The organism is Nocardia asteroides, assembly GCA_019930625.1.
Classification (GTDB): Bacteria; Actinomycetota; Actinomycetes; order Mycobacteriales; family Mycobacteriaceae; genus Nocardia; species Nocardia sputi.
The window spans coordinates 6,195,425-6,222,104 of record CP082844.1 but is presented as its reverse complement, the minus strand read 5'-3'; the positions used below and the strand labels follow the sequence as shown (position 1 = coordinate 6,222,104).

26 protein-coding genes and 1 pseudogene are annotated in these 26,680 nt (G+C 67.8%); 9 read left to right on the top strand and 18 right to left on the bottom strand.

What is annotated here, in order from left to right:
* Window positions 1-7 precede the first annotated feature (7 nt).
* Window positions 8-1,438: an SDR family NAD(P)-dependent oxidoreductase gene (locus K8O92_28125; protein UAK31592.1), complete on the bottom strand. Its 1,431-nt coding sequence runs from the start codon at window positions 1,436-1,438 to the stop codon at window positions 8-10.
* A gap of 110 nt (window positions 1,439-1,548) precedes the next feature.
* A complete protein-coding gene (locus tag K8O92_28120) occupies window positions 1,549-2,481 on the bottom strand; it encodes an alpha/beta fold hydrolase (protein UAK31591.1) in 933 nt (310 codons plus the stop codon).
* Between the two features lie 349 nt (window positions 2,482-2,830).
* Between K8O92_28120 and K8O92_28115 the strand changes: the two genes are divergently transcribed.
* The 3 genes from K8O92_28115 to K8O92_28105 all read left to right on the top strand — a co-directional run bounded on the left by K8O92_28115 (window position 2,831) and on the right by K8O92_28105 (window position 5,709).
* A complete protein-coding gene (locus K8O92_28115) occupies window positions 2,831-3,976 on the top strand; it encodes an acyl-CoA dehydrogenase family protein (GenBank protein UAK31590.1) in 1,146 nt (381 codons plus the stop codon).
* Window positions 3,960-4,622, top strand: a complete 663-nt coding sequence (locus tag K8O92_28110; protein UAK31589.1) for a TetR/AcrR family transcriptional regulator — start codon at window positions 3,960-3,962, stop codon at window positions 4,620-4,622. Before K8O92_28115 ends, K8O92_28110 begins: the two co-directional genes overlap by 17 nt.
* 331 nt (window positions 4,623-4,953) lie before the next feature.
* Window positions 4,954-5,709 carry a DUF4190 domain-containing protein gene (locus tag K8O92_28105; GenBank protein ID UAK31588.1) on the top strand — a complete coding sequence of 252 codons (756 nt, stop codon included), beginning with the start codon at window positions 4,954-4,956 and terminating at the stop codon, window positions 5,707-5,709.
* Between the two features lie 9 nt (window positions 5,710-5,718).
* On the opposite strand, the gene ligD is transcribed toward K8O92_28105, so the two are convergent.
* From ligD to K8O92_28080, 5 genes are all read right to left on the bottom strand, one after another.
* On the bottom strand, window positions 5,719-6,720 hold the full coding sequence (gene ligD / locus K8O92_28100; protein UAK31587.1) for a non-homologous end-joining DNA ligase: 1,002 nt from the start codon (window positions 6,718-6,720) through the stop codon (window positions 5,719-5,721).
* Window positions 6,717-7,802, bottom strand: a complete 1,086-nt coding sequence (locus K8O92_28095) for an ATP-dependent DNA ligase (GenBank protein ID UAK31586.1) — start codon at window positions 7,800-7,802, stop codon at window positions 6,717-6,719. The genes ligD and K8O92_28095 overlap by 4 nt, the downstream gene beginning before the upstream one ends.
* A gap of 127 nt (window positions 7,803-7,929) precedes the next feature.
* Entirely contained in the window at window positions 7,930-8,325 is a 396-nt protein-coding gene (locus tag K8O92_28090; protein ID UAK35989.1) for a cold shock domain-containing protein, read from the bottom strand.
* Window positions 8,326-8,363: 38 nt separating this feature from the next.
* Window positions 8,364-9,464, bottom strand: a complete 1,101-nt coding sequence (locus tag K8O92_28085) for a flotillin (GenBank protein ID UAK31585.1) — start codon at window positions 9,462-9,464, stop codon at window positions 8,364-8,366.
* Window positions 9,465-9,484: 20 nt separating this feature from the next.
* Window positions 9,485-9,718, bottom strand: coding sequence for a hypothetical protein (locus K8O92_28080; GenBank protein ID UAK31584.1), 234 nt, complete (start codon window positions 9,716-9,718; stop codon window positions 9,485-9,487).
* Between the two features lie 119 nt (window positions 9,719-9,837).
* On the opposite strand from K8O92_28080, the gene K8O92_28075 reads away from it, so the two are divergent.
* Window positions 9,838-12,864, top strand: coding sequence for an ATP-binding protein (locus K8O92_28075; GenBank protein ID UAK31583.1), 3,027 nt, complete (start codon window positions 9,838-9,840; stop codon window positions 12,862-12,864).
* A gap of 20 nt (window positions 12,865-12,884) precedes the next feature.
* Here the strand turns inward: K8O92_28075 and K8O92_28070 are convergent, their stop codons facing one another.
* Window positions 12,885-13,514 (bottom strand): TetR/AcrR family transcriptional regulator, encoded by a 630-nt coding sequence (locus tag K8O92_28070; protein UAK31582.1) that lies wholly within the window; start codon window positions 13,512-13,514, stop codon window positions 12,885-12,887.
* A gap of 196 nt (window positions 13,515-13,710) precedes the next feature.
* On the opposite strand from K8O92_28070, the pseudogene K8O92_28065 reads away from it, so the two are divergent.
* Window positions 13,711-14,478: pseudogene (locus K8O92_28065) on the top strand (hypothetical protein).
* Window positions 14,459-14,779, top strand: coding sequence for a hypothetical protein (locus K8O92_28060; GenBank protein ID UAK31581.1), 321 nt, complete (start codon window positions 14,459-14,461; stop codon window positions 14,777-14,779). The pseudogene K8O92_28065 and the gene K8O92_28060 overlap by 20 nt, the downstream one beginning before the upstream one ends.
* 24 nt (window positions 14,780-14,803) lie before the next feature.
* On the opposite strand, the gene K8O92_28055 is transcribed toward K8O92_28060, so the two are convergent.
* The 4 genes from K8O92_28055 to K8O92_28040 are packed head-to-tail and all read right to left on the bottom strand — an operon-like array spanning window position 14,804 to window position 20,143.
* Complete coding sequence (locus K8O92_28055; GenBank protein UAK31580.1) at window positions 14,804-16,129, bottom strand: pyridoxal-phosphate dependent enzyme; 1,326 nt, start codon at window positions 16,127-16,129, stop codon at window positions 14,804-14,806.
* The gene (locus tag K8O92_28050; GenBank protein UAK31579.1) at window positions 16,129-17,667 is read right to left on the bottom strand and encodes a decarboxylase; all 1,539 of its coding nucleotides are present in this window, start codon (window positions 17,665-17,667) and stop codon (window positions 16,129-16,131) included. Before K8O92_28050 ends, K8O92_28055 begins: the two co-directional genes overlap by 1 nt.
* Window positions 17,664-18,950, bottom strand: a complete 1,287-nt coding sequence (locus tag K8O92_28045; protein ID UAK31578.1) for a heavy-metal-associated domain-containing protein — start codon at window positions 18,948-18,950, stop codon at window positions 17,664-17,666. The genes K8O92_28050 and K8O92_28045 overlap by 4 nt, the downstream gene beginning before the upstream one ends.
* A complete protein-coding gene (locus tag K8O92_28040; GenBank protein ID UAK35988.1) occupies window positions 18,947-20,143 on the bottom strand; it encodes an aminotransferase class V-fold PLP-dependent enzyme in 1,197 nt (398 codons plus the stop codon). The genes K8O92_28045 and K8O92_28040 overlap by 4 nt, the downstream gene beginning before the upstream one ends.
* A gap of 205 nt (window positions 20,144-20,348) precedes the next feature.
* Here K8O92_28040 and K8O92_28035 point away from each other — a divergent pair, with 205 nt between their 5' ends.
* Window positions 20,349-20,780: a pyridoxamine 5'-phosphate oxidase family protein gene (locus K8O92_28035; GenBank protein UAK31577.1), complete on the top strand. Its 432-nt coding sequence runs from the start codon at window positions 20,349-20,351 to the stop codon at window positions 20,778-20,780.
* Here the strand turns inward: K8O92_28035 and K8O92_28030 are convergent.
* The 4 genes from K8O92_28030 to K8O92_28015 all read right to left on the bottom strand — a co-directional run bounded on the left by K8O92_28030 (window position 20,777) and on the right by K8O92_28015 (window position 24,064).
* The gene (locus K8O92_28030) at window positions 20,777-21,211 is read right to left on the bottom strand and encodes a CBS domain-containing protein (GenBank protein UAK31576.1); all 435 of its coding nucleotides are present in this window, start codon (window positions 21,209-21,211) and stop codon (window positions 20,777-20,779) included. The genes K8O92_28035 and K8O92_28030 overlap by 4 nt on opposite strands.
* 94 nt (window positions 21,212-21,305) lie before the next feature.
* Entirely contained in the window at window positions 21,306-22,568 is a 1,263-nt protein-coding gene (locus K8O92_28025; protein UAK31575.1) for a helix-turn-helix domain-containing protein, read from the bottom strand.
* 236 nt (window positions 22,569-22,804) lie between these two features.
* Complete coding sequence (locus tag K8O92_28020) at window positions 22,805-23,041, bottom strand: hypothetical protein (GenBank protein UAK31574.1); 237 nt, start codon at window positions 23,039-23,041, stop codon at window positions 22,805-22,807.
* Window positions 23,042-23,266: 225 nt separating this feature from the next.
* The gene (locus K8O92_28015) at window positions 23,267-24,064 is read right to left on the bottom strand and encodes an SAM-dependent methyltransferase (GenBank protein UAK31573.1); all 798 of its coding nucleotides are present in this window, start codon (window positions 24,062-24,064) and stop codon (window positions 23,267-23,269) included.
* Between the two features lie 326 nt (window positions 24,065-24,390).
* Between K8O92_28015 and K8O92_28010 the strand changes: the two genes are divergently transcribed.
* Window positions 24,391-24,612 (top strand): DUF397 domain-containing protein, encoded by a 222-nt coding sequence (locus K8O92_28010; protein UAK31572.1) that lies wholly within the window; start codon window positions 24,391-24,393, stop codon window positions 24,610-24,612.
* Between the two features lie 90 nt (window positions 24,613-24,702).
* Window positions 24,703-25,590, top strand: coding sequence for a helix-turn-helix domain-containing protein (locus tag K8O92_28005; protein UAK31571.1), 888 nt, complete (start codon window positions 24,703-24,705; stop codon window positions 25,588-25,590).
* Between the two features lie 249 nt (window positions 25,591-25,839).
* Here the strand turns inward: K8O92_28005 and K8O92_28000 are convergent, their stop codons facing one another.
* Complete coding sequence (locus K8O92_28000) at window positions 25,840-26,067, bottom strand: hypothetical protein (protein ID UAK31570.1); 228 nt, start codon at window positions 26,065-26,067, stop codon at window positions 25,840-25,842.
* Window positions 26,068-26,365: 298 nt separating this feature from the next.
* Entirely contained in the window at window positions 26,366-26,668 is a 303-nt protein-coding gene (locus K8O92_27995; GenBank protein ID UAK35987.1) for an antibiotic biosynthesis monooxygenase, read from the bottom strand.
* Window positions 26,669-26,680: the final 12 nt, after the last annotated feature.

Below are 26,680 nucleotides of genomic sequence, written 5' to 3'. Positions count from 1 at the left end.
GCGGCGGCTACCACGGGGAAGGCTGATAGTCCTTGAGGAAGCAGCCGAACAGATCGGTGCCGTTCTCACCCTGCACGATCGGGTCGTAGACCCGCGCCGCGCCGTCGACGAGGTCCAGCGGCGCGTGGAACCCCTCCTCGGCCAGGCGCATCTTGGTGTAGTGGGGGCGTTCGTCGGTGATCCACCCGGTGTCGACCGCGGTCATCAGAATGCCGTCCTGCTCGAACATTTCCCGCGCGCTGGTGCGGGTCAACATGTTCAGCGCGGCTTTGGCCATATTGGTGTGCGGGTGCCCGGGGCCCTTGTAGGCACGGGAGAACTGCCCCTCCATAGCCGAGACGTTCACGACGTACTTGCGGCGCGCCCGCGCGGCGGCCATGGCCGGGCGCAGACGCGAGACCAGGATGAACGGCGCCACCGAGTTGCACAGCTGCACTTCGAGCAGTTCGGTGGGATCGACCTCCGCGACGGTCTGCACCCAGCTGTTGGTGTGTGCGAGGTCGGGCACCAGGCCGCCGGCGTCGATCGCCACGCCGCGCGAAATGCGTTCCGGCGTCGCCGATCCCGCGACCAAGGCCAGCTCGGCGACGTCGGCGGCGGTCAGGGCCGGGGTGAGCGAGGCGGTCAGCGCGGTGGGGTGCGCCTGCATGGTCTTGCCGAAGCTCACCACTTCCGGCAACGCGCCGGCCGGCAGCGGTCCTGATTCGGCCTCGACCAGCGCGCTGTAGGCGCCGGGGGAGCGGCGCACGGTCTGCGCGGCGTTGTTGATCAGGATGTCCAGCGGGCCCTGGGCGGCGACGTCGTCGGCCAGGGCGACCACCTGGGCGGGGTCGCGCAGGTCGATTCCGACGATCCGCAACCGGTGCAGCCAGTCCGCGCTGTCGTCCATAGCGGCGAAACGCCGAATGGCGTCGTTGGGGAAGCGCGTGGTGATGGTGGTGTGCGCGCCGTCGCGCAGCAGCCGCAGCGCGATGTACATGCCGATCTTGGCGCGGCCGCCCGTGAGCAGTGCTCGTCGGCCGCTCAGATCGGCACGGGCATCTCGTTTCGCGTGGCTGCTCGCCGCACAGTCCGGGCACAGCTGGTGGTAGAAGGCGTCGACCCGGGTGTAGCGCTGCTTGCAGATGTAGCAGGGCCGCGGGCGCGTCAGCGTCCCCGCGCTGGCCCCGGTCGTGGCCGAGCTGATCGGGATGCCCGCGGTCTCGTCGTCGATCCGGTTGGGTGAGCCGGTCGCGGTTGCGGCGATCACCGCGCGGTCGGCGGCCGAGACCGCCTCGCGCGCTTGCGAGCGGCGCCGTTGCTTGAGCTTCTTGAACATGTGCCCGACCGCCCGCTGCACGGCCATCGAGTCGGGATGATCCTTTTCCAGCGTTCCGGCGTGCTCCAGGACCCGAAGGCAGGTCGCGAGGTCTTCGGGATCGATCATGCTTTCTGCCATCGCGGCTATGGACATCCTTCGGCGAGCTGGGCAATCGACCGGCCCATTGTCGCAAACCCGCCCGCGGGGTAGCCGCCCGGTCGCCGGTGAACGCGCCGGACCACCATCTCTCAGTTGCTGCGCGGGGTGATCGTGGCGCGGTCGGCGCGCAGGTCGTCGACGAAATTGGCGATCGCCTCGGCGACCAGCAAAGGTTCGGTGATCGGCAGCCAGTGGTCCGCCGGAACGGCGCGGCGCCACAGCTTGTCGACCCACCGGGCGGAGGCGTCGTATACGGCGGCGGGGATGAACGGGTCGGTGGCGTCGACCAGCAACTGGACCGGAACGGCCGTACGCCGCACCCGCGGCTTGCCCAGGTGGTGCAGCAGATTGGCGTGCGCGATGCGCGCACCCGCGACGAGGTCGGTGCGCCACGTGCGTGCCACCCGCGCGGGCAACGGCGAGACACCGCCGTGCTGTCGCACGAGGAGACCGCGCACGCGCGGCGGATAGAGCCTGCGGGCGATCGCGCCGGGGGTGAGTGCCCAGCGCGCCCCGCGCAGCCACCAGCCCAGGTCGCCGATTTCACGGCCGGCGCGCGGCGCCAGGGCGCGCAGCCACAGGCCCAGATGGTCGAGGTTCGGTCCGGCGATCGCGGTGAACGAGGCGACGCGGGTGTTGGCGCGCTCGTCGCAGACCGCCTCCCACAGCTGCACCGCACCCCAGCCGTGGCCGCACGCGTGCACCGCACGGTTCGGGCTGGCGGCCTCGATCACCGCGAAGAAGTCCTCCGCCAGTCGACCGAGGCGATACTCCGACAGCTCTTCGGAGGCGACCGACCGCCCGTGTCCGCGCACGTCGTAGGTGATCACCCGGAATCCGTCGGCCAGCAGGGCCGCGACCGTGGCCCACACGTGATGGGTATCGGTGAGGCCGTGCACCAGAACCAAGGGGTCCGCGGCAACGTCGCCCCATTCGAAGACAGCGAGATCGGCGCCGTCCCGGTCGACCGTCCAGGTGCGGTCGGGGCGGGGCGTTTCGGTGGTGTCGAGCAGTTCGGTCATGTCCTTACCTCGTTCGCTGCCGGCTACCGATCCGAAGGCACGTCGCCGTCGTGCCAGATGTCAGTAATTCCCATACGGACAGTACGAAGTATTGACCGCTCGAGGCAGGGGTGAAACGCCCGAATATGGCGCAGCTCACCCGCGGTCGCGCGGCATCGTTGGCGCACCGCCGACATTGCCGAGGTCCCCGGGTCTCTCTTTCGAAAGGTTGCCGGAATCCCTGGGCCGGCATCGACTGTCCGGACCGACTCCGGATGGCTCCTGCTCTTGTTGACATCTCGCCAATAGTTCGGGAATCTGGGCGTAACCGGCGACGAGGCCGGACCGGGAGCGAGCAAAGGATCCAGCGATGGCACGCGCGGCGTGGAGTGACGACGAGGTCGAGGCGGTACGAGACCTGGCGAAGACCTTCTTCGAGAAGGAGGTTGTGCCCCATGAGGAGAAATTCGTCGCCCAAGGGCATCCCGATCGCGCGCTGTACAACCGGGCGGGCGAACTCGGCCTGCTGTGCCCGGCGATCCCCGCCGAATACGGAGGTGGCGGCGGGAACTTCGCCCACGAGGCCGCGATCATCGAGGAGCAGGCGCGCGCGGGCGACGGATCGATGGGCATTCCCGTGCACAGCTCGATCATCGCGCCCTACCTGTACGAATTCGGCTCCGAAGAACTCAAGCGGCGTGTACTGCCCAAGGCCGCGAGCGGCGAGATCGTGCTGTCCATCGGCATGACAGAGCCGGGAACCGGGTCGGACCTGCAGAACATCAAGACCCGCGCGGTGCGGGAGGGCGACGAGTACGTCATCACCGGCTCGAAGATCTTCATCACCAACGGCTGGCTCTGCGACGGCATCATCATCGCCGCCAAGACCGACCCGACCAAAGGCGCGGCCGGCGTCTCGCTGATCTTCGCCGAGGTCGGCGACGACACCCCCGGCTTCGAGCGCGGGCGCATCCTGAACAAGATCGGCGGCAAGGCCCAGGACACCGCCGAGCTTTTCTTCGACGGCCTGCGCGTGCCCGCCTCCGACCTACTCGGCGGCGCCGAGGGGCAGGGCTTTTACCAGATGATGCGGATGCTCGCGCAGGAGCGCCTGGTCACCGCGATCATAGCGGTCGCCATGATGGAGAAGGCCGTGCAGCTCGCCGTGGACTACACCAAGGGCCGCGAGGCGTTCGGCAAACCGCTGTTCGCCATGCAGAACACGAAGTTCGAACTCGCCGAGTGCGCGACCATCACCAAGGTCTCCCGCACCTTCCTCGACGACTGCATCGACAAGCACCTGCGCGGCGAACTCGATATTCCCAGCGCTGCCATGTCGAAGTACTGGCTGACCGATCAGCTCGGTATCGTGGTGGACCGCTGCCTGCAACTGTTCGGCGGCTACGGCTACATGACGGAGTATCCCATTTCCCAGCTCTACACCGGCGCTCGCGTGCTACGCATCCTCGCGGGCAGCAACGAGGTGATGAAGGATCTCATTGCCCGGTCTCTCTGACACCACGAGCGCGACCGCAGGCGGTGGCGCCGATCCGGCGTTACCGCGCCGCCGCAGGCTCGAACCCGACGAGCGGCGCGCGCAGATCCTCGCCTGTGCGATCGACATGTTCGGCGAACGTCCGTACGCGGCCGTCTCCACTGCCGAACTGGCGCAGCGGGCCGGTGTGGCCCGCGGCCTGATCAACCACTATTTCGGCAACAAGCGCGATCTCTACCTCGCGGTGGTACGGCGGATGGTGACGCTGCCCAAGCTCGACGACATGATCGTGCCCACCGGAACCTGGCGCGAGCGCGTCGAGGCGAGTGTGCGCTGGCTGCTGGACACCATCGCCGAGCACGGCAGCACCTGGGTGAAGGTGACCAGTCACGAGGGGGTCGGTGACGATCCGGAGGTGCAGCAGATCCTGGACGCGGCCGACGACGCGGCGGCCGAGCGTCTGCTGCTGATGGTGGGGCTGGCCCAGTCGGCACACGATGCCGAACTGCGCGCGATGGTGCGCGCCTACGGCGGGTTGGTCAAGGTGGCGGGCCGGGAATGGATCACCCGTGGCACGCTCACCCGTGAGCAGGTGCACGAGTTGCTGTGCGACATGTTGCTGACGCTGGTCACCGAGTCGCTGCCGAAGGTCGATCGCAGGCAGTGATGGTCGCGGGGTGCCGGGCAAGGTGCGGCGTCCTCGAGCGAATTGCCCGCTCTTGCTGCCTACTGCCGGTGTTTCGGCCGCCGGACGTCACTTGGCCGGAAACGGATCCACCTCCGATGCGTCGCGGTCGGGCCGGGCGCTTACGGACCGGCACGCACCACGGCTGACGGGCTCGCCGGAGTCGCGGAGAGTTCGTTATCACGGCCCGATCACGAATATCGGATACTTCGGATCAACTTCTCGCCTCGCGCGTCCTATTCTGGGTCGGTATATCGGGGCGGGTCCGGACGAATCCGAGGTTCCTGCGCGGTGTGTTGGTGAAAGGACCTGGATGACACGGGCAGAACGGCGTGAAACGGATCGCTGGCCGCAGGCATCGGAAGAACGCTGGTCGGAGCCGGAGCCCGACGGCCCCTGGCCCGACGACGAGGACGAACGCTGGCCCGAGCAGCCGCCGAGCAGCCGCAGGACCGGACGACTACGCGTGGAGATTCCGCCGATCGTCAACCCGTACGCGATCGTCGCGCTGGTGGCGGCCCTGCTCGGGCTGTTCCCCGTGGCCATCGTGTTCGGATTCATCGCCTTCAGCCACCCGCGTGGCCGGGTCATGGCGATGTTCGCCCTGCTGCTCGGCGTAGCCGAGATCACCGCGGTGGCCGGATTCGTCCTGCTGACGAACAACTGGCTGCCCGACCTGACCAACCGCACAGCCGCGATCGCGCCGACACCTCTTGCCTCGGTACCCACGACCGTCGAACCTCGGGTGGTGACCACCACGACCGCCGCACCGAGCCCCGCCGTGACGACCACGCCGCCGGAGAGTCAGGAACCGGTCACGAAGGGCGCGCCCTGCACCGAGGCCCAGCTCGGAAAGATCGGCAGCGCCACCAACGGCGGCACCCTCATCTGTCTCACCACCGCGGGGGGCTATCAGTGGTCGGGCCCGCACACCGTGGCGACCGCGGTGCAGCAGGCCGGATCCAAATGCGACGCCGCGGGCGCCAAGACCGGCCGCACCGCCGACGGCCGAGCCTTGGTGTGCGAGGTCATTGGCCGCGGCGGCACGTGGGTGCTGTGGACCGAATAGCGGGCGCCGTTATTCGTGCTTTTTCGCGCGGCTGGGCTGCACCCGGGGTGGCTCGTTGGGCATCTTCGGGTACTGCGGCGGCCACGGCGCGTCCATGAGCCCGGCCGCCATGTCCCGGTCGGACATCTCCAATAACGGGGCGATGGACTGGGGCGCGCGGTCGGCCCACGGATCGCCTGTTTCGGCGTAGCGCGCGGGCACGGTCGCGATGGTCAACTCGTCGGGCACCACCGTATCCAGATCCGACCAGCTGATCGGCGTCGAGACCTGCGCGCCGACCTTCGGACGCACACACCAGGCGCCGAAAACCGTTTTGTGCGGCGCGTTCTGATTGAAATCGATGAACACCCGGTTTCCGCGTTCTTCTTTCCACCACTGCGCGGTGATGTCGTCCGGATAGCGGCGTTCCAATTCGCGGGCCAGCGCTACCGCGGCGGCCCGCACCTGATAACCGTCCCACTTCGGTTCCAGCGCGGAGTAGAGGTGTAAGCCGCGTGACCCGGAGGTCTTGATCCATGATTCGATGCCGAGTTCGGCGAGCAGGTCCCTCGTGCGGAAAGCGGCCTGTACGAGATCGGCGAAGGTGATGCCGGGGGAGGGATCGAGGTCGATGCGCAACTCGTCGGCGATGTCCAGATTGTCGGCGCGGTTGGGCCAGACGTGGAACCCCAGGCATCCCTGGTTCACCGCCCACAGGATATGGGCGAGATCGTGTGCGACGAGGGCGTCACTGGTGGTGCCGTTCGGCGTCGACACCTCGACGGTGCGCAGCCACTCCGGCGCGGATTTCGGCACCCGCTTCTGGAACCAGGATTTGCCCGACGCGCCGTCCGGATACCGCTCCAGCAGCAGCGGCCGCCCACCGACCACACTCAGGAACGGTTCGGCGATCGCCTGGTAGTAACGCACCAGATCGAGTTTCGTCTCGCCGCGCTTGGTGAAATAGACCTTGTCCGGATGGCTGATCGTGACGGTCCGGCCGTTGGTCTCGATGTCGACGGATTCGGTCATCGCGCCGCGCCTTCGCCGAACAGCGTGCTCAGTTCCGCGGGCGCGACTTCGTCGAGCTGCGCGTAGGTACACGATCGCGGGGTCCGGTCGGTGCGGAAGCGCACCAGCCTGCCGCCGTGGCGCAGCCTGCCCGACTGCACGTGCTCGTAGCGGACCTCGGCGACCAGTTCCGGCCGCAGCGCCTCCCAGGACAGATCCTTGCCTCCGGTCCAGCGGCTCACGCCGCCGGGCATCTTGCCCTCCGCCGCCGCCTGTGCCGCGGCATCGGCCCACTGCCGCCACGGGTGGTCCTCTAGCGCGTTCTTCCGCAGCGGCGCGAGCTCCTCGACCAGTTCCTTGCGCCGAGCGGCGGTGAAGCTGCTGGCCACGCCGACGTGGTGCAGGTGGCCCTCGTCGTCGAAGAGCCCGAGCAGCAGCGAACCGACGCCGACGCCGTCCTTGTGCCAGCGGAAGCCCGCCACCACGCAGTCGGCCGTGCGCTCGTGCTTGATCTTCAGCATGACCCGCTTGTCCTGGAGATAGGCCAGGTCATCGGACTTGACCATCACGCCGTCGAATCCGGCGCCCTCGAAACGGGTGAACCAGTCCTGGGCCACGTCGGGGTCATGGGTGATCGGGGTGAGGTGGACGCGAGCGAGCGCGGTGTCCAGGATCGTCTCCAGCAGGCGCCTGCGTTCGGTGAACGGCTTGCCGGTCAGATCCTCGTCGCCGAGCGCGAGCAGGTCGAAGGCCACGAAACTGGCCGGTGTCTCCGCGGCCAGCTTGGCGACCCGGGACGCGGCCGGGTGCAGGCGGTTCTGCAAAGTGTCGAAATCCAGACCCTGCTCGGTGACCACCACGATCTCGCCGTCCACCACGCAGCGCTGTGGCAACGCCTGCTTCAGCAGCTCGGCGACCTCGGGAAAGTACCTGGTCAGCGGCCGGTCGTTGCGGGAGCCGAGTTCCACCTCGGCGCCGTCGCGGAACACGACGCAGCGGAAGCCGTCCCATTTGGGCTCGTAACTCAGGCCCGGCTCGCGCGGCACCACGGGCGCGGATTTGGCCAGCATCGGCCGTACTGGTGGCATCACCGGTAGGTCCACGCGATCCTCCTCGGGTTCGATCCTCACCCATACCGACGGCGCGCGCCGAGCGAACTCATCGGTCTGTGGTCGCGGCCTCGGCTCGATCGTAGGCGGCCACCCCGACACCGAACGTGGACTTCGCCGGTCAGCTCTCCAGCCAGCCGTGCTGGTCGGCGAAGGCGGTGAGCCGGTCGCGGATGGTGAGGATCTCGCCCGCGGTGAGCGCGGGGCTCGCGTCCAGGAGCAGCTCGGTGATCAGGCGTTTGTGCTCGGCGACAGTGAGCTGTCCCGAAGTCGGCCGATCCTTACCCTTGTGCCGGGCAGGTGGCGCCGGGGCTGCGCCGACCACGTTGAGGTTGACCGCCTTGGGTCCGCGGTCGCCCTCGGTCACCTCGAATTCGAACACCCGCCCCTGCCGCAACTCGTCTTCGTCCAGGCCGATGTCGTTGACGTGGACGAACACGTCGGGTCCACCGTCCTCCGGCCGAATGAATCCGAATCCCCGAGAGCTGTCGAACGACACCAATTTCCCGATGGACACCAACACCCGCTCCTCGTCGCCGTCGCTACTGGGCAACTTTAACCCGCCTTTTCGCCGTCGTCGGAGGAAAGCGCCTTTTGCAACGAATGGAAAACGGTCAGTCCCTGACCGACCATTCCGTTCACCAGTTCGCCCACTCCTTCGGGCCCGTTGAGGACGGTGAGATGCGCGTTCGCCAACCCGTTCGACGCCTGCTTCACGATTTCCGGAAGTTGTTCGATCAACATCTGGTCCAGCGCGATCCGGTTGTTCGACGCGGCCGCCGCGGCCTGGATGCGGGTGCGGTCGGCTTCGGCCTCGGCCAGGATGCGCACCCTATCCGCTTCGGCCAGAGCAGGTTTCACGACCTCGGCCTGCAACTGCTGCTCGCGCAACTCGGCCTCCTTGCGCGCCTGCTCGGCCTGTGCGGTGAGCACCTCCTGCAACGCCAGCGCCTCGGCGAGCGGACCCGCCTGCGCCGCCTCCGCGTTGGCCTTGTCGATATCGCGCTGGTATTGCGCGCGCAGGATCGCCGTCTCGCGCTGATATTCCGCCTGCCTGCGCTGGGATTCCTGCTCGGCCTGGGCCGCGGCCTGCGCGGCATGCGATTGCGCGATCTGCGCGTCGCGCTGCACGGCGGCATTGTGCGGCGCGGCGAGCGCGGCGATGTAGCCGAGGTTGCCGTCGTCGATGGACTGGATCTGGAACGAATCGACCCACAGACCGATATTGCTCATCTCGACTTTCGAGGCGACCAGCACCTCGTCGGCCAGTCTCTGACGCTCCCGGATGATCTCCTCGACCGTCATCGAGCCCACGATCGAACGCAGGTGCCCGGAGAAGATCCGCCCGGTCAGCACCGACATCTCCCGCTCCTGCTCGGAGAGGAACCGCTGCGCGGCGTTCACGATGGACTGGGTGTCGTTGGCCACCTTGAACGCGATCACCGCGCGAACGTCGAGCTGGATCGCCTGCTTGGTGACGCAGCGCTCCTTGATCTCGGACTCGAACATCGCCAGTGACAGATAGCGCACCTTGCGAAACAGCGGGATCACCCAGGCGCCACGCCCGATGATCACTTCGAACGGCGCGTTGTCGCGGCTCTTGGCGCCACTGACCAGCATCGCCTCGTCCGGGTCCGGCACGTGGTAACCCAGCACGTCTTTTCTCCCTTGCTAATTCAAGCCTGCTGCGGCCGATCCGGGTCGAGCGGAATCCACGGGACGACGTCGACGACGCGCCCCGGATGGACCGCGATGACCAGCACGGCCGCGCCGGCCGAGATCGGTTCGGTGGCCTGCGCGATGTACAGCTCGGTGCCCCCTCGAATCGCCACCAGGACCTCGCCCAGCGTCCCGGCGCCCCGGATCGGCGATGTGAGCCTACCCGTCAAACCCACCACCGGGTCGGTCATCCCACGATCTCCTTTTTCGCCTCTCGGATCGCCACCCTACGTCTCGCACAGCGCCTTTCGATATCGACGGGTCCGACGGTGGGGCGGAATGGAGGCGGTGGCGCAGGTATGTTTCTTGCATGGGAGGACGGCTAGCGCTGGTGGTGGGGTCGGAATGCGCGGCGCTGGGAGAATTGGGTTTCACCGAAGAACTCGCCAACGGCCTGTACGGGAGCCTGACCGAGACCGGCGGCTGGCGATCGGCGATCGAACTCGACGGCCCGGTCCTGAATCCGACCGCGGCGCAGATGTTCGCCGCGGTCGACACGGCCTTCGCGGCGGCATCGGAGCAGCAGGCCACGCTGCTGCTCGGCTTCATCGGGCACGGAGTGGCCACGACCGCCGAGGACTTCTACTTGCTCGGCCACGATTCCCCCGGCGATCCGAACTCGCACAACGCTTTCCACCTGACCCAGGCGATCAGGGAGCGGCTCGACCGCGCCGCCCTCGACGGGCTGGTGATGCTCGTCGACGCCTGCGAGGCGGGTCAGGGTGTGCAGGGCGCCGCCCGCCGGTGGACCGATCTGCTGGCGCAGTCGGGCGGCCGGATGGAGCTGCTGGTCGCCTCAGGCGACGGGCCGGCGTATTCCGGGTGCTTCACCCGCACCATGCTCGCCACCTTCGGCCTCGGCCTGCCGCTGCGCGGGGAGAATCTGCTGCCCTCGGACCTGGTCGATCCGATCGCCGTGCAGTGCACGCATCAACAGCCGCAACATCTTTCCTTCAGTTCCGGCGCGGTATCCACGACACAGGGCGTCGACCCGGGGCTGTGGCTGGTGCCGAACACCGCGCGTCATCGCGACGCGGTGAGCGGACGTTCCGCGGCCGGGTTCGTCGACCAGCTGACCCGGCGTCTGCTGCTGACGCCCGATGTGCGCGAGCGGCTCGACGCGATCGTCGACGCGGGCAGCCACCGGCTGCGGGCCGTGCTGGGGCCCGCGGGTGTCGGCAAGTCCACGCTGCTGGCGATGCTGATCCGTCCCAGCCTGGTCGACGGACTCGCCGTCACCCCCGACTACATCACCGCCGCGGTTTTCCTGACGGTCAACAGCTCCGTGGAATCGGTCGCCGCCGAACTGGCCGTGCAACTCGACGCCCGCCTGCCCGGCTTCCGGGAGGCGGCGCGAGCGGCACGGGCGCATCGGCCCCGAGACGAGTCCGACATCTTCGACATCCTGGTCCGCCGCCCGCTGGCCCGCCTGTCCACCGCGGGCCGCAGGGTCACCTTGGTGTTCGACGGCCTGAACCAACCGCAGGAGGGGACCAGGCGGCTGCTGGTGGCCGCGATCGTCGATCTGACCGAGCGCGAGGATCTGCGGCACGTGCGGGTGATCGTCGGCATCCGGCCAGGGACCGGTGTCGAGGACGATCCGAAGCTGGCGCACATGCACCGGATCGAAATCGCCGAACCGGCTGCCGACGACATCGCCGCAGTGGTGGACTCCGCGCGCGGGACGGCCCCGCTCGGCCCCGTCGACTGGATCGGCTGGATCCAGCGGCTGCTGGCCGAGACGCCGACCGACGCGAGCGGTTCGCGGGTGGTCTCCGGCGGCTGGCTGGTGGCGCGCATCCTGCTGGAGGTCGCGTCGAGGTTGACCGACGGGGCGGTCGCCTCCGGAATCGGTTTGGACCGGGTCATCGCACTGCGGGTCGAGACGGCGCTGCGCGGGGTCGATCCCGAGACCGCGAGTGCGACGGCGGCTCTGCTCGGAGTGCTGGTGGCGGCGGGGGTCGGCCCCGTGCTGCCGCTGGAGTTGCTGGACGCGGCGTTGTCGTCGCTCGGCGTCGACCTCAGTGCGGCCCGGATCCGCGACGTCGCCGTGAATCTCGGCGCGTTGGTCACCCGCAGCCATCCAGGCACCGTCCGCGAGTCGCTCGGTGTGAGCCATAGCGCGTTCCTGCCCGCGCTGGGCGCGGAATGCGATCGTCTCGGGGTGCGCCTCGTGGACGCGCACCGTGCCCTCGTCGCGGCGATCCAGGCCGACGACACCGACCGGGCCGCGGACTACGCCCGCGGCTCGGCCGTGCGCCACTGCCTGGCCTACGGCGCCTCCGCCTTGGCCGTCGACTTCCTGGTGAAGCTGGAGACCGGCAGGTCGGCCGACGATCGCGATCTGTGGGCCGCGTGGGTGCCCGATTTCGTCGGGACACTGGGGCCCGACCACCCCGATACCTTCACCACGCGCGAGCGGCGCGCCTATCACCTCGCCGAGAGCGGCGACCTGGTCGGCGCCGTCGCCGATTTCGAGCTGCTGCTCGAAGACCGGTTGCGGGTCCTCGGTCCCGACGATCCCGACACCTTGGACACCCGCGACCGGTTGGCCAGTTACCGCGCCCGCTGCGGTGATCACTCGGGCGCGGGCGAGGAGTTCGAGCGACTACTCACCGACCAGTTGCGACTGCTCGGTCCCGACCATCCCGAAACCCTGCGGACCAGGAATAATCTGGCGTCCAATCGCGGCGACATCGGCGATTTCGCCGGGGCCATCGCCCGATTCGAACGGCTGCGTGCCGATCGCGCCCGCGTGCAGGGGGCCGACCACCCGGATACTTTGCGCACCCGCAACAGCCTGGCGTACTGGCGTGCCGACAGCGGCGATCTGCTCGGCGCCCGCGCCGAGTTCGAACAACTGGTGGCCGACTATCTCCGCGTCTTCGGCGCCGACCATGCCGACACACTCGGCGCGCGCAACAACCTCGCGGCATTTCGCGCTCGTAGCGGTGACCTGGCCGGGGCGGGCACTGAATTCACCCGCTTACTCGACGATCGCTTGCGGGTACTCGGCCCGGACCATCCCGACACTCTGCTCACCCGCGGCAGGCTGGCCTCCTACCGCGCCGACAGCGGCGATCTCGCGGGCGCGATCACCGACTTGGAGAAACTGCTCGCCGACCGGTTGCGCGTACTCGGATCCGATCACCCGGACACCTTCGACACCCGCCACGATCTCGTGTGCTGCCGCGCTCGTCACGGCGACCTCGCCCGCGCCATCGCGGAGCTGGAGGTCCTGCTGGTCGCGGAGTTGCGCGCTCTGGGCCCCAATCACGCCCACACCATCCGGACCAGGAACACCCTGGCGTACTGGCGGGGCCAGTACGTGGACTGACGGTGGCCTCGGCCGTGCGGTCAGGAACGGTAGAGCGAGCGGTACACGGTGAGGGTCGCCACGCAGTGCTCGATGATCTGCTCGCGGGTGGCGCGCAGCGAGCCGTTCAGCCACGCCGAGAACATGCCCGCGTTCCCGCTGGCCATGGTCACGGCCGCCAGCCTGCGCTTGACCGGGTCCTCGATGTGACCGAACAGATGGTCCTGCATGATCCGGGTGAAGACCGGCATCACCGCGAAGGTGGTCTGCCCGAGCCCGGTGCTGGAATACGGCTCGACCAGGAAAAGCCGTGATTTGCGCGGGTCGGCGAGCACCTTGTCGACCAGGATCTCCGATAGGGCGCGATCGCGGGACGGGTCGTCGGTGGCGGCGAAGGCCGTCATCGGCTCCAGGAACTCGTCGGCGACCTGACGGTAGAGCACGTCCAGCAACTCGTCGCGGCCGGCGAAGCTCTCGTAGAAGTAGCGGTCGGTGAGGTTGGCCTTGCGGCACACCGCACGCATGGTGACGCCACTCGCACCCGACTCGCCGATCAGATCGAGCGCCGCCTCCAGCAGCGCCGTCCGTCGCGTCTCCCTGCGCTCGGTGAGCGTCGTCCCACCCCAGATCCGCGGGCTCCCGTCGTCGTCTGATTCCTGACCTGTCTGCACGGCCCAACGATAATGCCTGGCGGCGTACCTCGACGCCGCGCTCACCCGCCACGGCCTGCGGCGTCTTGCCGAAACGGATCCCGTGCCGTCACAGAGTGGTAACTGTCGGTTTACTCGGTCTGGTTACCGACCCTGGGTCTCTCGATGGTTCGGTAGTGGAGGGTAATGGCGCGTGAACAACTCCGCTGCGGTGATCATGTCCGATGCGCTCGGTGACGGACGCGGGCGTACGGCGGTGCACGGGGCGAGACCAGCGGTTCGGCACCTCCCGCCGCCGTGGCGCCCGCTGCCGCTCGCACGCGGGCCACGTCCGGCGCACATCCCCCTCGCCCCCGCGCAGGAGCGGATGTGGCACGCCGCGCGGGCCGGAAACTCGAGTGACTGGATTGTGGCTCGAGCGGTCCGCCTGTCCGGGCCCGCGCTGTCGCCGGAGGCGCTCGTCGCCGCGATCGGCGATGTCGTCGCCAGACACGAACCGCTGCGCACCTGCTATCCGAAGACCGCCTCGGGCCCTGCCCAGGTGATCGTTCCGGTGCACGAGGCCAGGCCGAAGGCCGAGGTCGTCGCGGCCACCGGAACCGAATTGCGGCAGCGCATCGCGGATTTCGCCGCGGGCGAGTTCGATCTGGCGACCGACCTGCCGTTGCGCGCCCGGCTGTTCGCCCTCGGTCCGCACGACCTCGTAGTGGTGCTGGTGGTCCACCACATCTCGATCGACGGACGCTCGGTGGGGCCGCTGCTGCGCGATCTCGGCACGGCATACCTCGCCAGGCAGGCCGGGGCCGCGCCGGACTGGACGCCCCTGCCGATCGACTACGCCGACTACACCTTGGGGAAACACGCCCAGCTCGGCGACTACTCCGACGAATGGAGCCGCGCCACCCAGCAGTTGCGTTACTGGGCGAACACACTGGCCGGTCGGCCCGCGGTGCTCGAATTCCCCTGTGCTCGTCCACGTCCGGTCCGCCGCGCCGGGGCGGCAGGCGCCGGGGGCGGTCGTGCCGGTAGCGTTCGGCGCCGACGTGCACCGCGCGCTGCTCGATCGGGCGTGCGCCGCCCGGGCCAGTCTGTTCATGGTGTTGCAGACCGCTTTCGCGGTGGCGGTCGGCGCGTTCTCCGACAGCGCCGACGTCACCACATTGTTCGCGCAGGACACGGCGGTCGCCTTCGTCGAACTGTTCACCGCTACCGTCGAACTGCTCGCCACCGGCTATCGCGGACCGATCGCCCCGTTGCTGTCCGGCTTCCCCGCCGGGCAGCGGTGACGGCCGCCTCGAATCCCCGGAGGGTCAGCCTCGTTCCAGAGGCAGGCCCGCATCGCGCCAGGCGACCACGCCACCGGCCAAGCCGGCGGCGTCGTATCCGGCCTGCCGGGCGCGTGCGGCGAAGCGCACCGACAGCTCGCCGACCGGGCAGACGAAGACGACAGGACGCGATCGCGGGAACGGGATGCCGTGACCGAACATCTCGTCGAGTTGGTCGTCGCGAATGTTCACCGCGCCCGGCACGTGCCCGATGCGGTAGGCCATGGCGCCCCGGCTGTCCACGATGGTCGGACGCGCGGTCCGGTCCAGTTCGGCGAGCTGCTCGGGCGACAGGCGCGGTACCGCGGCCAGCTCGGCCGCGGTCGGCTCGGCTGAGCGTCCGGCGCGGCCGAACAGTTCCGGCCTTCGCTTCTTGATGTAGGACAGGTAGGGCTCGAGCCGGTCGCACACGATGAACACCGCGACGATCGGGTCTTGCGGATCGGTCGCCGAGAGATCGAGCGCGCCGAGCGTTTCCAGCGCGGCGGCGTACCCCGCGCCGCTGGTCGGCCCGGCCAGGACGCCGTAGCCGGTCGCCAGGCGCAGCGTCGCGTCCACGGCGTCGCCCGCCGACACGGTGACGATCCGGTCGTAGAAATCAGGCTGGAACAGCCCGACATCCCACATCTCGGTCTCCGACCGAATGCCGGGAATGAAGTCGGACCGTTCGGAAACCACGGCGACAGTGCGTAATTCGGGGTTGTACTTACGCAGATAGGTGGCGGTTCCTCGGGTGGACCCGGTGGTACCGAGCCCGCCGATCAGATAATCGATCCTGGTGATGCCATCGGCCGCCAGGTCCTCATGGATCTCCCGTCCGGTGCCGTGGTGGTGGGCCTCGATGTTCTTCTCGTTGGTGTACTGCGACAGATGCCGATACGCGCCGGGGTGCTGCGCCATGGTCGCCTCGATCACCGAGTAGACGTCGTTCGGCGTGGTCGGGTCCGGGCACTCCGACAGCCCGGGCAGTTCCACGATCTCCGTCCCGAGCAGCTGCAGCAGGTCACGGACCTCGGCCACCTTGATCCGGTTGGTCACCGCGCGCAGGTCGATGCTGTACATCGAGCCGAGGACGCGCAGCGCCTTGGCCGTGTTCCCGCTGGATGCCTCGATGAGCGTCCGAGCGCCGGCCCGGATCTCCGCCAGGTCGTCGCGCAGCATCCCCCAGGCCACCCGGTCCTTGACCGAGCCGAACGGGTTGTGCGACTCCAACTTCGCGTAGAGCTCTACGTTCGCCAGCCCGTGCACCGCGGGGTCGAGCCGCAGCAGTGGCGTGTTGCCGATGAGTTCGGTGATGTGCTCGTATCGCATCAGGGAGCCTCGACGGATCGGACCGGGCTGGTCGCAAGGTGGGCGGTATGCGGCGAGATATGGCGTGATCGCGGCGACTCGACGGGGAAATCCGGTTCGTACTCGGCGTCGCGGACGATCCGGAATCCGTCGGGCCCGTGGGTGACGGCGAGTTTCACGGGCAGCGGGTGCATCGATGCCCGCGCGGCCGACAGGTCCATGTGGTAGGCGGCGGTATTGGGGAACACCACCGCGTCGCCCGGCCGGGGCGTGGTGGGCAACCACACCTTGTGATTGGTGATGAGGTCTCGCTCCAGGCACAGACGTCCGGCGAAATAGACGCCGATCGGGCCTGTGCCGCCACCGCTTTCAGCGGTGGCGTGGGTGGGTGTGAGCCCGTCGCCCGCACGGGGCAGCAGGATGGGGTCGACCATGACCTCTTGGTCGGCGGGCGTCACGGAGTCGCGGCTGAGGTCGACGTGCACCAGCACGCTGCCGTCGGCGACCTCCTTGACGAACTCGACCGTGGCGACCGTGACGCCCGCGTGATCGACCAGCGCCTTGCCCGGCTCCAGCCACATCTCCAGCAGATTGTCGCCCGTCACCTGTGCCACCGTGCGCCCGCCGTGCCGCTCCAGCGGCGCGGCGAGAAGTTCCGCGAGCATGGTGTCGGCCGCGACGGTGTTGGCGTACTTGTGGAAAACCGGTGTGCCGTGCACGGCGCCGCCCGCGACGTGATAGCCGAAGGTGTTGCTGCCCCACGTCATCGACTCACCCCGGCCCAGCAGCGATTCCCGCAGGGCGAGCACGTAGGCGTCGAACCGCTCGGCATCGGCGGTGAACACTTGACGGAACCCGCCGCCGATGTCGAGCACCGACGGGGCGAGACCGCGATCGTAGGCTTGCTCGATCAAGCGCAGGCAGGCCTCGATCGCCCGCACCCGCTCGCCGAGCTCGCCCGAGTCGAGGTGGAAAGCGAAGCCGAGGAAGGCGATCCGCGCGCGCTGCGCAGCCAGCAGATCGAGGGCCTGTCCGACGTGCGCGAGCGGCATCCCGAACCGGCTCACCTGGCCCGGGTCGAAGCCGGAAACCCGCAGCAGCACGGGAATTCTCGGATGTCCGGGAGCCAGTTCCGCGATGCGGCCCAGTTCCCACGAGTTGTCCACGTTGACCGTCACCCCGCGGCCGACGAGGTCGTGGAGGAAGCTTTCGCCTTTCGGGCCGGTGACCTCGATGCGCGCCGCCGCGAATCCCGCCCCGAGGGCACTGGACAGTTCGTGCGGTGACGCGACGTCGATGGCGATGCCCTCGCGTTCGGCGGTGCGGACGAACGCCCGGGACTGGTTCACTTTGTGCGCGTAGCAGATCCGGTATCCGGGAAGGTGCCGCTCCAGGACTGTGCGCAGACGGAGCAGATTCTCCGAGTAGATCTGCGGGAACAGCAGATGCGCAGGCGACCCGAATCGTGTCAGCGCCTGCGCCGCGACGCCCGGCGTGTCGAGAAAAGCGCGGACCGTCGGATGCAGTTTCGCGGGCAGCGCCGGCGGCCACGGCGTCATACGGCGGCTTCCGACGGCTCGGTGGCCGAAGTCCGTGCCGCGCCGTCGGGACGCTGCGCGGCCGGATTGTAGCCGCTGTCCCGGATCGCCTCGAACGCGCGTGCCCGATTGCGCGGGCTCCGGAACTCGGCCACCACCCGTTTGCTGTCCAGGTCGATCTCGACCACGCGGATGTCCATCGATTCCAGCACTCCGCCGATCGTGCGAACGCAGTGCTTGCAGGTCATATCCGGCACGTAGAACACCTGGTCCTCGGCGGTGGCGGCGCGGTCGGCGGTCGTCTCGTCCAGTTCGGCGCGCACTTCGACCATCTCGCAGCGGCCGATGATCTCGGTGAACGTCGCGACGAACCGGCCGGCCAGCTGCGGGAGGATGCTGACGTGCCCGCTGTCGAGCTGCTGTGGGGTGGCCGCCAGGCAGGAAGGGTGGCTTCCGGTGGGCAGCAGGGCGTATTGCCGGGAGATCAGGTCCAGGTCGTCGTGATACTTGGCGATGGCCTCCGCGACCGTGAGGCCTTCGACGGTGGTGGCGCGCTCCATCACGGCGTGCGCGTCGGCGATGGTGGCGTCCTTCATCGCGCGCAGGGTCGCCACGGTCTCCGCGGTGTAGCGGACGGTTCCGTCGGGTTGTGCGACGAGCGTCACCGGGATCATGCCGCGCCGATAGGTCGAAGCCTGCAACTCCCAGAACCATCGAGTGGCCACCGCGGTGAAGATCCCGGAATCGCGAATCCCCGCGGCGAATTCGGCGGCATCCCGGTACGGGGTCTGGGCGGCCAGCAGCGCGTGCTGTGCCAGCACGCGCCCCGCCGCCTCGATGCCGACCCGGAAGATGTCGCGCGGATCGTGGTCGGTGGTCGTGCCCGCCAGCACGGCGTGTTCGCCCGGTCCGATCGCCGCGACCCGCGCGGCGAAACCGGGGTCGGTGTCCAGGTGGCGCCACAGCGCCAGGACGGTCTCACGCATCGCGATCGGTACCGAGGGGCCGAGACCGTCGGCGCGGAAGTGGCCGGTATTCGGGATGCCGTCGCTGTCGGTCCACGCGATCCGGTGCGTCGCGCTGGTCACCTGATCCGCGCGGCACGGCCGCATGAACCGCTCCAGATACAGCCGCTGCGAATAGGTGAGATGACTGTCCGTCTCGGGACGTAGTGCGGTACAGATGAATTCGAACCGGCGTGGCGGGGGCACGGGAGCCGGTGCGGTGAACAACCCCGGTTGCGCCAACTCGGCAAGCACCCTGGACGCGGACCGCCGGTCGTAGCGGGGGATGTCGATACTCACGTGACCTCCTCGGCAATGGTTCGCACACACGCGACGAATCGGTCGATCTCGTCGGGAGTGTTGTAGATGTGCGTGCTGACTCGCACCGAGTCCGCGCCATCGGTCACGGCGGGGACGCAGTGCGCGCCGGTACGCACCAGAAAACCCAGCTCGCTCAACACGAAGCCCGCGTCGGTGGCCGAGATTCCGTCCAGGGTGAAGGAGACGATGCCGTAGCCGACTTCACACGCGGCGTGTGCCGGGCCGGGCAGGAACTCCAACCCGGGAACCGGGCGCAGGCCGTCGATCAGGCGCAGGGTCAGGGCTCGGTTGTGCGCGGCGATCACGCCCATGCCGAGTGATTCCAGCACCTCGAGCGCGCTGCCGAGGGCGAGGATGCCGGCAATGTTGGGGGTACCGCCTTCCAACAGCGCGGGCATCGGTCCCGAGTCCAGCCCGGCCGGGCCGGGCCGGGCACCGGAATTGCCGCCGGGCAGGAACGGCACCAACTGGTCGTGCACGCGTCGGCGGCAGTACAGGATTCCGGTGCCCGGTGCGCCGAACATCTTGTGCGCGGCGAAGATCGCGAAGTCCGCGCCGAGCGCTGTCACGTCGACCGGTAGGTGCCCGCCGCTCTGCGAGCAGTCGAAACACAGCAGGATGGCCGGATCGATGCGCCCCCGCACTCCCTCCAGGGTGCTGAGACCGCCGAAGACGTGGTGCAGATGCCCGGCCGTGATCAGCCTGGTGCGCGGCGTGATCTTGGCCAGGATGTCGTCGGTGTCCGCCTCACCGGCGCCGGTCACCCGGTAGGGGATCAGGTCGATGCGGCGTCCGAACCGGGCGAGCAGCCCGCGCAGGTGCTGCCAGGGGTACACGTTCGACGCGTGGTCGCTGGCGTTGTAGAGGATCTGGTCGCCGTCGGCGAGGGCGGTCAGGCCCCAGGACAGCGCGACAGCGTTGAGCGCGGCGGTGGCGCCGCCGGTGAAGACCACCTCGTCCGGGTGTTCCGCGCCGATGAAAGCGGCGGTCCGCTCCCGGACGCGGGCGATCCGGGCGGTCAGGCCGGTTGCCCAGGGATAGGTGCCGCGGCCGACGTTGGCCGTGCCGTTGCTGTGATAGCGGTTCATCACCTCGATCACCGGCAGCGGCTTCTGGGTGGTGGCTGCGCTGTCGAGGTAGACCTCGGAGGCCGCGGTGAGCGCCGGGAACATCGACCGGACCGTGGTAGGCGCGAACGGCGGCGTCTCCGGTAACCGGGTGGCCGCTTCGGCCCGCGTCACCGGCGATCTCGGGGCAGGGGACCGCAACGCGACGCTCCCTTCACCGGTAACCAGGACGTCACCCACGATACGCATTTTTGGTACGGACTTCGAAGTTTTCTCGCGGACAAGGTCTTTCACGACTAGCCTGGACGACATGCCTCTGACCTCCGAACAGCGTCAAGAGTTCCTGGCTCAGCCGCATGTGGCCGCGTTCTCGGTGGCCGCGGGTTCCGGTCGTGCCCCGCTCACCCTCCCGATCTGGTATCACTACAGCCCCGGTGGCGAGGCGTGGATCCTGACCGGCCCGGAGTCACGGAAGATGCGCTACATCCGGGAGGCCGGCCGGTTCGGTCTGATGGTTCAGCAGGTCGAACCCACGGTGCGGTATGTGAGTGTGGAGGGCCCGGTCACCCGGATCACCCCGATGACCGACGAGCAGCACCGCGAGATGGCGGCGCGGTACCTGCCCGCCGAATCGGTCGACGCCTATCTGAAGGCGGCCGAGGCCTACGGCGAGCAGGTCGCGGTCTTCCTGCGGCCGGAGCGCTGGCTCTCGGCCGACCTGGGGAACCCGAGCGAGTTCTAGTACCTGCCCTGCAGGTACTCGACGAGGTGTTCGCGTTCGGTCGCCAATTCGGAGATCGCGCTCTTCACCACGTCGCCGATGCTGACGATGCCGACCAGCCTGCCCTCGTGCACCACGGGCAGGTGCCGGATGCGGTGTTCGGTCATGGTGCGGCGCAGGCCGTCGACCCGGTCGTCGGGTGTGCAGGTGCGTACTTCGGAGGTCATGATCGCCGAGACCGGCGTGTCCAGCAGGGCCGCGCCGCGGGCGTGCAGACTGCGTACCACGTCGCGCTCGGAGACGATCCCCGCGATCGCGTCGCCGTCGGGAGAGACGACGACCGCACCGATGTTCCGTTCGGCCAGGGTGGCCAGCAGTCTGCGGACGGTCGTGTCGGGTGCGACCGTGGCCACGTCGCTGCCCTTCCTGCGCAGGATCTCCGAAATTCGCATGTTTCACCATCCAGACGTCGCGGCATTACCAGGATCGCAAGTTCGTAGTCCGGTGACCAGCACGAATCCATTACAGGCCACGGTTCGCCTCACGTCAGAGGCGGCGCGCGACGCTGCGGTCCAGGTCGCGGGCGAGCAGGGCGATCGCCGCCTGCGAGATGCCCGCCGAGGTCGCCAGATCGATCGAGGTCAACTGGGCGATGCGGCGCAGGCGGTAGTCGACGGTATTGGGATGCACGTACAGTTGGCGCGCGGTGAGCTGCCGGTTCATGTCGTTGCCGAGGTAGGCGCGCATGGTGTCGAACAGTTCGGGATGGGCGTCGAGCGGGTCGAGGATGGTCGCGATCCGCCGCGTCGCCGGGCCGCTGCGGGTGAGCTGATATTCCACTGCCAGATCGGACATCTGATAGAGGCCGGGCGGCCGGGCGCCGACGCGCACGAGATTGAGCAGCTCGTGCGCCTGATCGGCCGATTCGGGGATCTGCTCGGTATCGGTCGGGACGACGGTGGCGGTGAGCGCAACCTCGGCGGCGTCGGCCAGCAGCGCGAGTGTCGTCTCCGTGAGGACGGTATCGGTCTCGTCACCGAACGGGATGAGCAGTGTGCCGCCCTTGGCGCTGAGCAGGGCCAGCGCACGCGAGGCGAACACGGTGGCCAGCTCGGATTGCAGCCGCCGTAGCTTGCGGCGCGCGGCGACGTTGCCGTCGACGCGCGGATCGCGCTCGTCCGGATGCTCCGGAATCGACAGCGCGACAACCTGATAGGACTCCGCGATCGGAATGCCGGTCTGGCGCGCCAGAGCCGAACTGCCACGACCGCTGAGCAGCGCCGAGGCGAGCGTCTGTGTCGCCGTCTGATGTTCCTTTGCCACCAGGCGCTGTTCGTCGACGTAGGCGTCGGACACCGCCGCGGTGATCGCCTCCAGCAGCTCCAACAGCAGATCGGCGGCGACGAGCACCTCATCGACGTCGTCGGCCTCGGCTCGCGCGGTGACCAGGCCGAAGGCGATGCGCAGTCCCTCGTGGTAAGCGCGCAGGATAGTGCTCAGCGGCACGCTCTCGCGGGCCCAGCGGGCGGCCGTCGCGCGTACCGGGCCCAGCTGTCGCTCGTCCGGCACGGTACGCCGGTCGAACATCTCGGCGGCGAGGTTCAGGCAGCTGCGAGTGAGTTTCGTGACGTCGCCGCGTACATGTTCGCCGGGCAAGCTGCGGCACGGAGCCATGACGTTCTCTAGGTATCCGACCATGTGCGTGGCCACGCTGTCGGTGTTCTGCAAGGGCGCCGAAGCCGGTCGGCCGCCGATTTCCAGTACCGAGTCGGACGAGTCGGCGGACAGATCCAACGCGGAGTATGTCATTACGAGTTCGCTCCAAGTGCCACGCCAGGCGTGTGAGAAATCGCGCCCGAGTCGATCGATCACTATACGAAAGGGCCGTGGACACCGGGAGTGATCTGTGAGATCGATTGGTTGTCGTCGCATTACGCGATGCGGCGATCGTGACTCCGACGCTGGGCACGCCGCACGCCGCTCAGCGTGCTGGAGCGAGGTACGCGCTGGAGTGGATGTCTTTGCGTGTCAGAAGAAGTCTTCGTCTACTCGTCGTCCAGCCCGGCTGACAAGTAGGCGGCGGCGGCCAGCCACTGCCTGCATTGCGGGCCGTGGACTTCGTGGGCATAGAGGATGTCGCGCGCCTGCCGGTAGGTGAGGCCACGGGGCTCCACCCCGCAGTCGGACAGGGAGAAATCGGGCGCAGGGTATTGGCGCAAGGCTTCGGCACCGGCGCCATCGATGACGGCAACCCGGTGGGGAGTTCGAAATGGCTCGATCATTCGACTACCCCTCGCGTCCGAACGTGCGGCAGGGAGTGCTCGGCGTGCTGGCGACGCGGGCTCGAACTCCCTGCGTATCTCCCTGATTTCGTCTTCGAGTCTATGCCTCCGTCGCTTACAGATGCAAGTACATCTGCACGATCGGTCGCAGAAAAAGCGGTGGCCGTCGCCGGTATGGAACCGGCGACCGCCACTGTGCCGCTTGTAATTTCGTGTCCAGGGGTCTTACGGCTTGCGTGCGACCCCACCGTAGGCGGAGATCGGCCGGGCCTCCCCGACCTCGGTCGCGCCCGAGCGCCACTGCGTAATCGACACGAAACCGGGCTCCACGAGCTCCAAACCATCGAAGACGGCCTTGATCTGCGCCTGTGGGCGGGGGACATAAGGAGTGCCGCCGGTGCCGGTGTAGTTCTCGCACAGCGTGACATACGCCTTGCTGTCGTCGGTGCCGTCCCACATCACCAGGTAGCTGCCCGACGGAACGGCGTCCAGCACGGTGTGCACGATCCGGAGCAGATCGTCGTATGTCTTGGCGTGGCCGAGCACGCCCATGAACATCACGGCGACCGGCTCGTTGAAGTTCAGGACGTGCTTGGCGTCGGCGACGATCAGCTCGGGATCGTGGTAGTCGGCGTCGATGTAGGTGGTCACGCCTTCCGGGGTGGTGCTGGTGAGTAGCGCTCGCGCGTGCGTGAGCACCAGGGGATCGTTGTCCACGTAGACGATCCGGGACTCGGGCGCGACGCTCTGGGCGACTTCGTGGGTGTTCTGCATGGTGGGCAGGCCGGTGCCGATATCGAGAAACTGGCGGATGCCCTGCTCGCCGGCGAGGTAACGCACCGCGCGAATGAGGAATTGGCGCGACTGCATCGCCATGGTGGTGATGTCCGGATCGACTTCGATGCCGGCGTCGCCTGCGATGCGGTCGATCTCGTAGTAGTCCTTGCCGCCCATCCAGTAGTTCCAGATCCGCGCGGAGTGGGGGATGTCGGTCCGGATGAGGGGGCTGTGGTCTTCGGGCATGGGGTTGGACTCCTCGGCAAAAAAACTGTCCGCGGCACGGCCGTGCGGGTGGGCGCGTGGAGGTGTCGCGAATGACTGGTACATCCGATGTGCACTGCGACAGTACAAGATTCACCCTCGTCGAGCGGGCCGGACGGGGGAGCTGATCTCGGTGTTTCTGGGCGAGGTGATCGTGTTTCACAATCCCGTCCGGATGGTCCGAATCTGCGGGCGCACAGAGCGCGAACTTCGTGCTATCGTCCGGTGTTGGTGCAAATGCAAGAACGTTTGAACGTGCATCTGCACGAACCGAATCGCCTAACTGCGGCAACCGAGGAGTGGGGAAGATGTCGGATACATCCACCAACGAGATCATCGGAACTTGGCGCAAGAGTTCCTTCAGCAATCCCAGCGGCAACTGCGTCGAGGTGGCCGAGGCGGCCAACGGCCAGGTGGCCGTGCGCAACTCGCGGGATCCGGAGGGCGGTATCCTCCTTTACACGCGTCCGGAGATCGATGCGTTCGTCCGTGGCGCGAAGGCCGGAGAGTTCGACTATTTGACTAGCTGAGCGGTAGCATTAGCGGTCGGTACGGTGTGTCTCCCGTCAGCTGGTTGTGACACACTGTGGGCAAACCCCGGAGTATCGGAGACGAACTCGATGATCGCTGAACCCGATGACGATGGTCACGTGCAATCCGTTGTCGCGGAACGTGGTCCGACTGTGCTACGCATCGCATTGGGCGGCCAGTTGCGCAAGCTTCGGGACAAGAAGGGCATCACCCGCGAGGCCGCGGGTGATGCGATCCGAGGCTCGCATGCCAAGATCAGTCGACTCGAGTTGGGCCGTACCGGCTTCAAGGAACGCGACATCCGCGACCTGCTGACCCTGTACGGCGTCCACGATCCCGAGGAGCGCGAGTCGTTCCTCGAGCTGGCCAGGCAGGCCAACGAGCCCGGCTGGTGGCATCGCTACAGCGACCTGCTGCCCCAGTGGTTCGGTACCTACCTCGGTCTGGAACAGGCCGCGAGCAAGATCCGTACCTATGAGTCGCATCTTGTTCCCGGCCTGCTGCAAACGCCCGAATACGCCAGGGCGGTCGTGGCGCTCGGGCACGAGGACGCCGACACGGATCGTCGGGTCGCGGTGCGTCAGCGCAGGCAGGAAATCCTGTTCCGCTCGGACCCGCCGGTGGTCTGGGCAGTGATCGATGAAGCGGTGCTGCACCGGCCCGTCGGTGGACCGCAGGTCCATCGGGAGCAGATGCTGCACCTCGTCAGGCTTGCGAAGCTGCCGAACGTGACGATCCAGGTACTGCCGTTCACTGCGGGCGAGCACGCCGCGGCGGGTAGTTCCTTCAGTATCCTGCGCTTCGCCGAGTCCGAACTTCCGGACATCGTGTATCTCGAACAATTGACCAGCGCGCTGTATCTCGAGCGGCGGCAGGACCTGGCGCTGTATCTGTCGGTCATGGACCGGCTCAGCGTCCAGGCCGAGCGTCCGGACAAGTCGATCGAGATCATGGAGAAGTACGCCGACGCACACTGAGGTCCTGCGGCAACATCCCGTGCGGCCGGAAGACCTGTAAACGCCAGATGACCACCTCTGAAGCGGAGGTGGTCATCTGGCGTTCGCTCTTCGGATCAATGGCGACGGCGCGCCGGAAATATCTTCATGAAGTCGGCGCCCGGCGTCGGTGGCATCGTGGTGGAAGTGCACCGGCGTCGGGTGACGCGACGAAAGTGCTCGTGGCACAGGATGACTCGTTACCAGCCGGTCTCGGACGGCGGGGCGGTGCTACTGCTTGATGAAGCTGGAGGCAATGCGCCAGAAGGTCGCGGGTTGCAATGCCTCGAGATCCCAGTCGTCGGCCATCGCGTGTGCGGTGGTGACGATTCGTTCGATATCGAAATCGTGCCGAGTCGCCGCACCGGTGGATTCGACGGCATGGATGACGTATGCCACGGCGGTTTCTCGGGAGAATGCGGTATTGGTGTGGCCGCTGCGGGCCGACGATGTGTTCATATGTCTACCGTTCGCTGGCTGGTCGGCCAGTGCGGTGTCGGCTGATCCGAACCGACCGCCGGTAAGTGGTTGTTCCATTCGAACGCCCCTGCTTTTGTGGCGGCGGCAAACCCACGGCGGCTTCGGCCTTCGGCTCGCCCACGCGGCCTCCCCTGGTGGTCCCCTGTAAAGAGTTGCGGGACCGAGTTTATGCCGCCGTACCTTTCAGATGCAAGCACATCTGCACGATCGATTGCACGTGCGCAGTGCGGATTTCACGTCCAAAAGTTTGCCGGTACGGTGCCACGGCGAGGAATTTTCACTCCTGTCCGAAGAGGACGTCCGTGCTGTAGTCGATCTGTGTACCCGGCTCGACGAATTGCTCCGCCGCGGCATGCCAGGCCAGAAAATGTTCGGTGAAACGGTGTGCTTCTGCCGCCTCGTCGTCGGTGTAGAGCTGATAGAGGAAAAACCGGTGAGGATCCACCCGATCTGCGCAGATGTCGAAGCGCAGACAGCCCGGCTCGGTCCGTACGGAGGCTTCGGCACTGCGTGATATGGCGGCGAGGAACTCGGCGCGGGACCCGGGGCGGATCTTCATCGAGACGATACGACTGAACACGGTTGTTCTCCC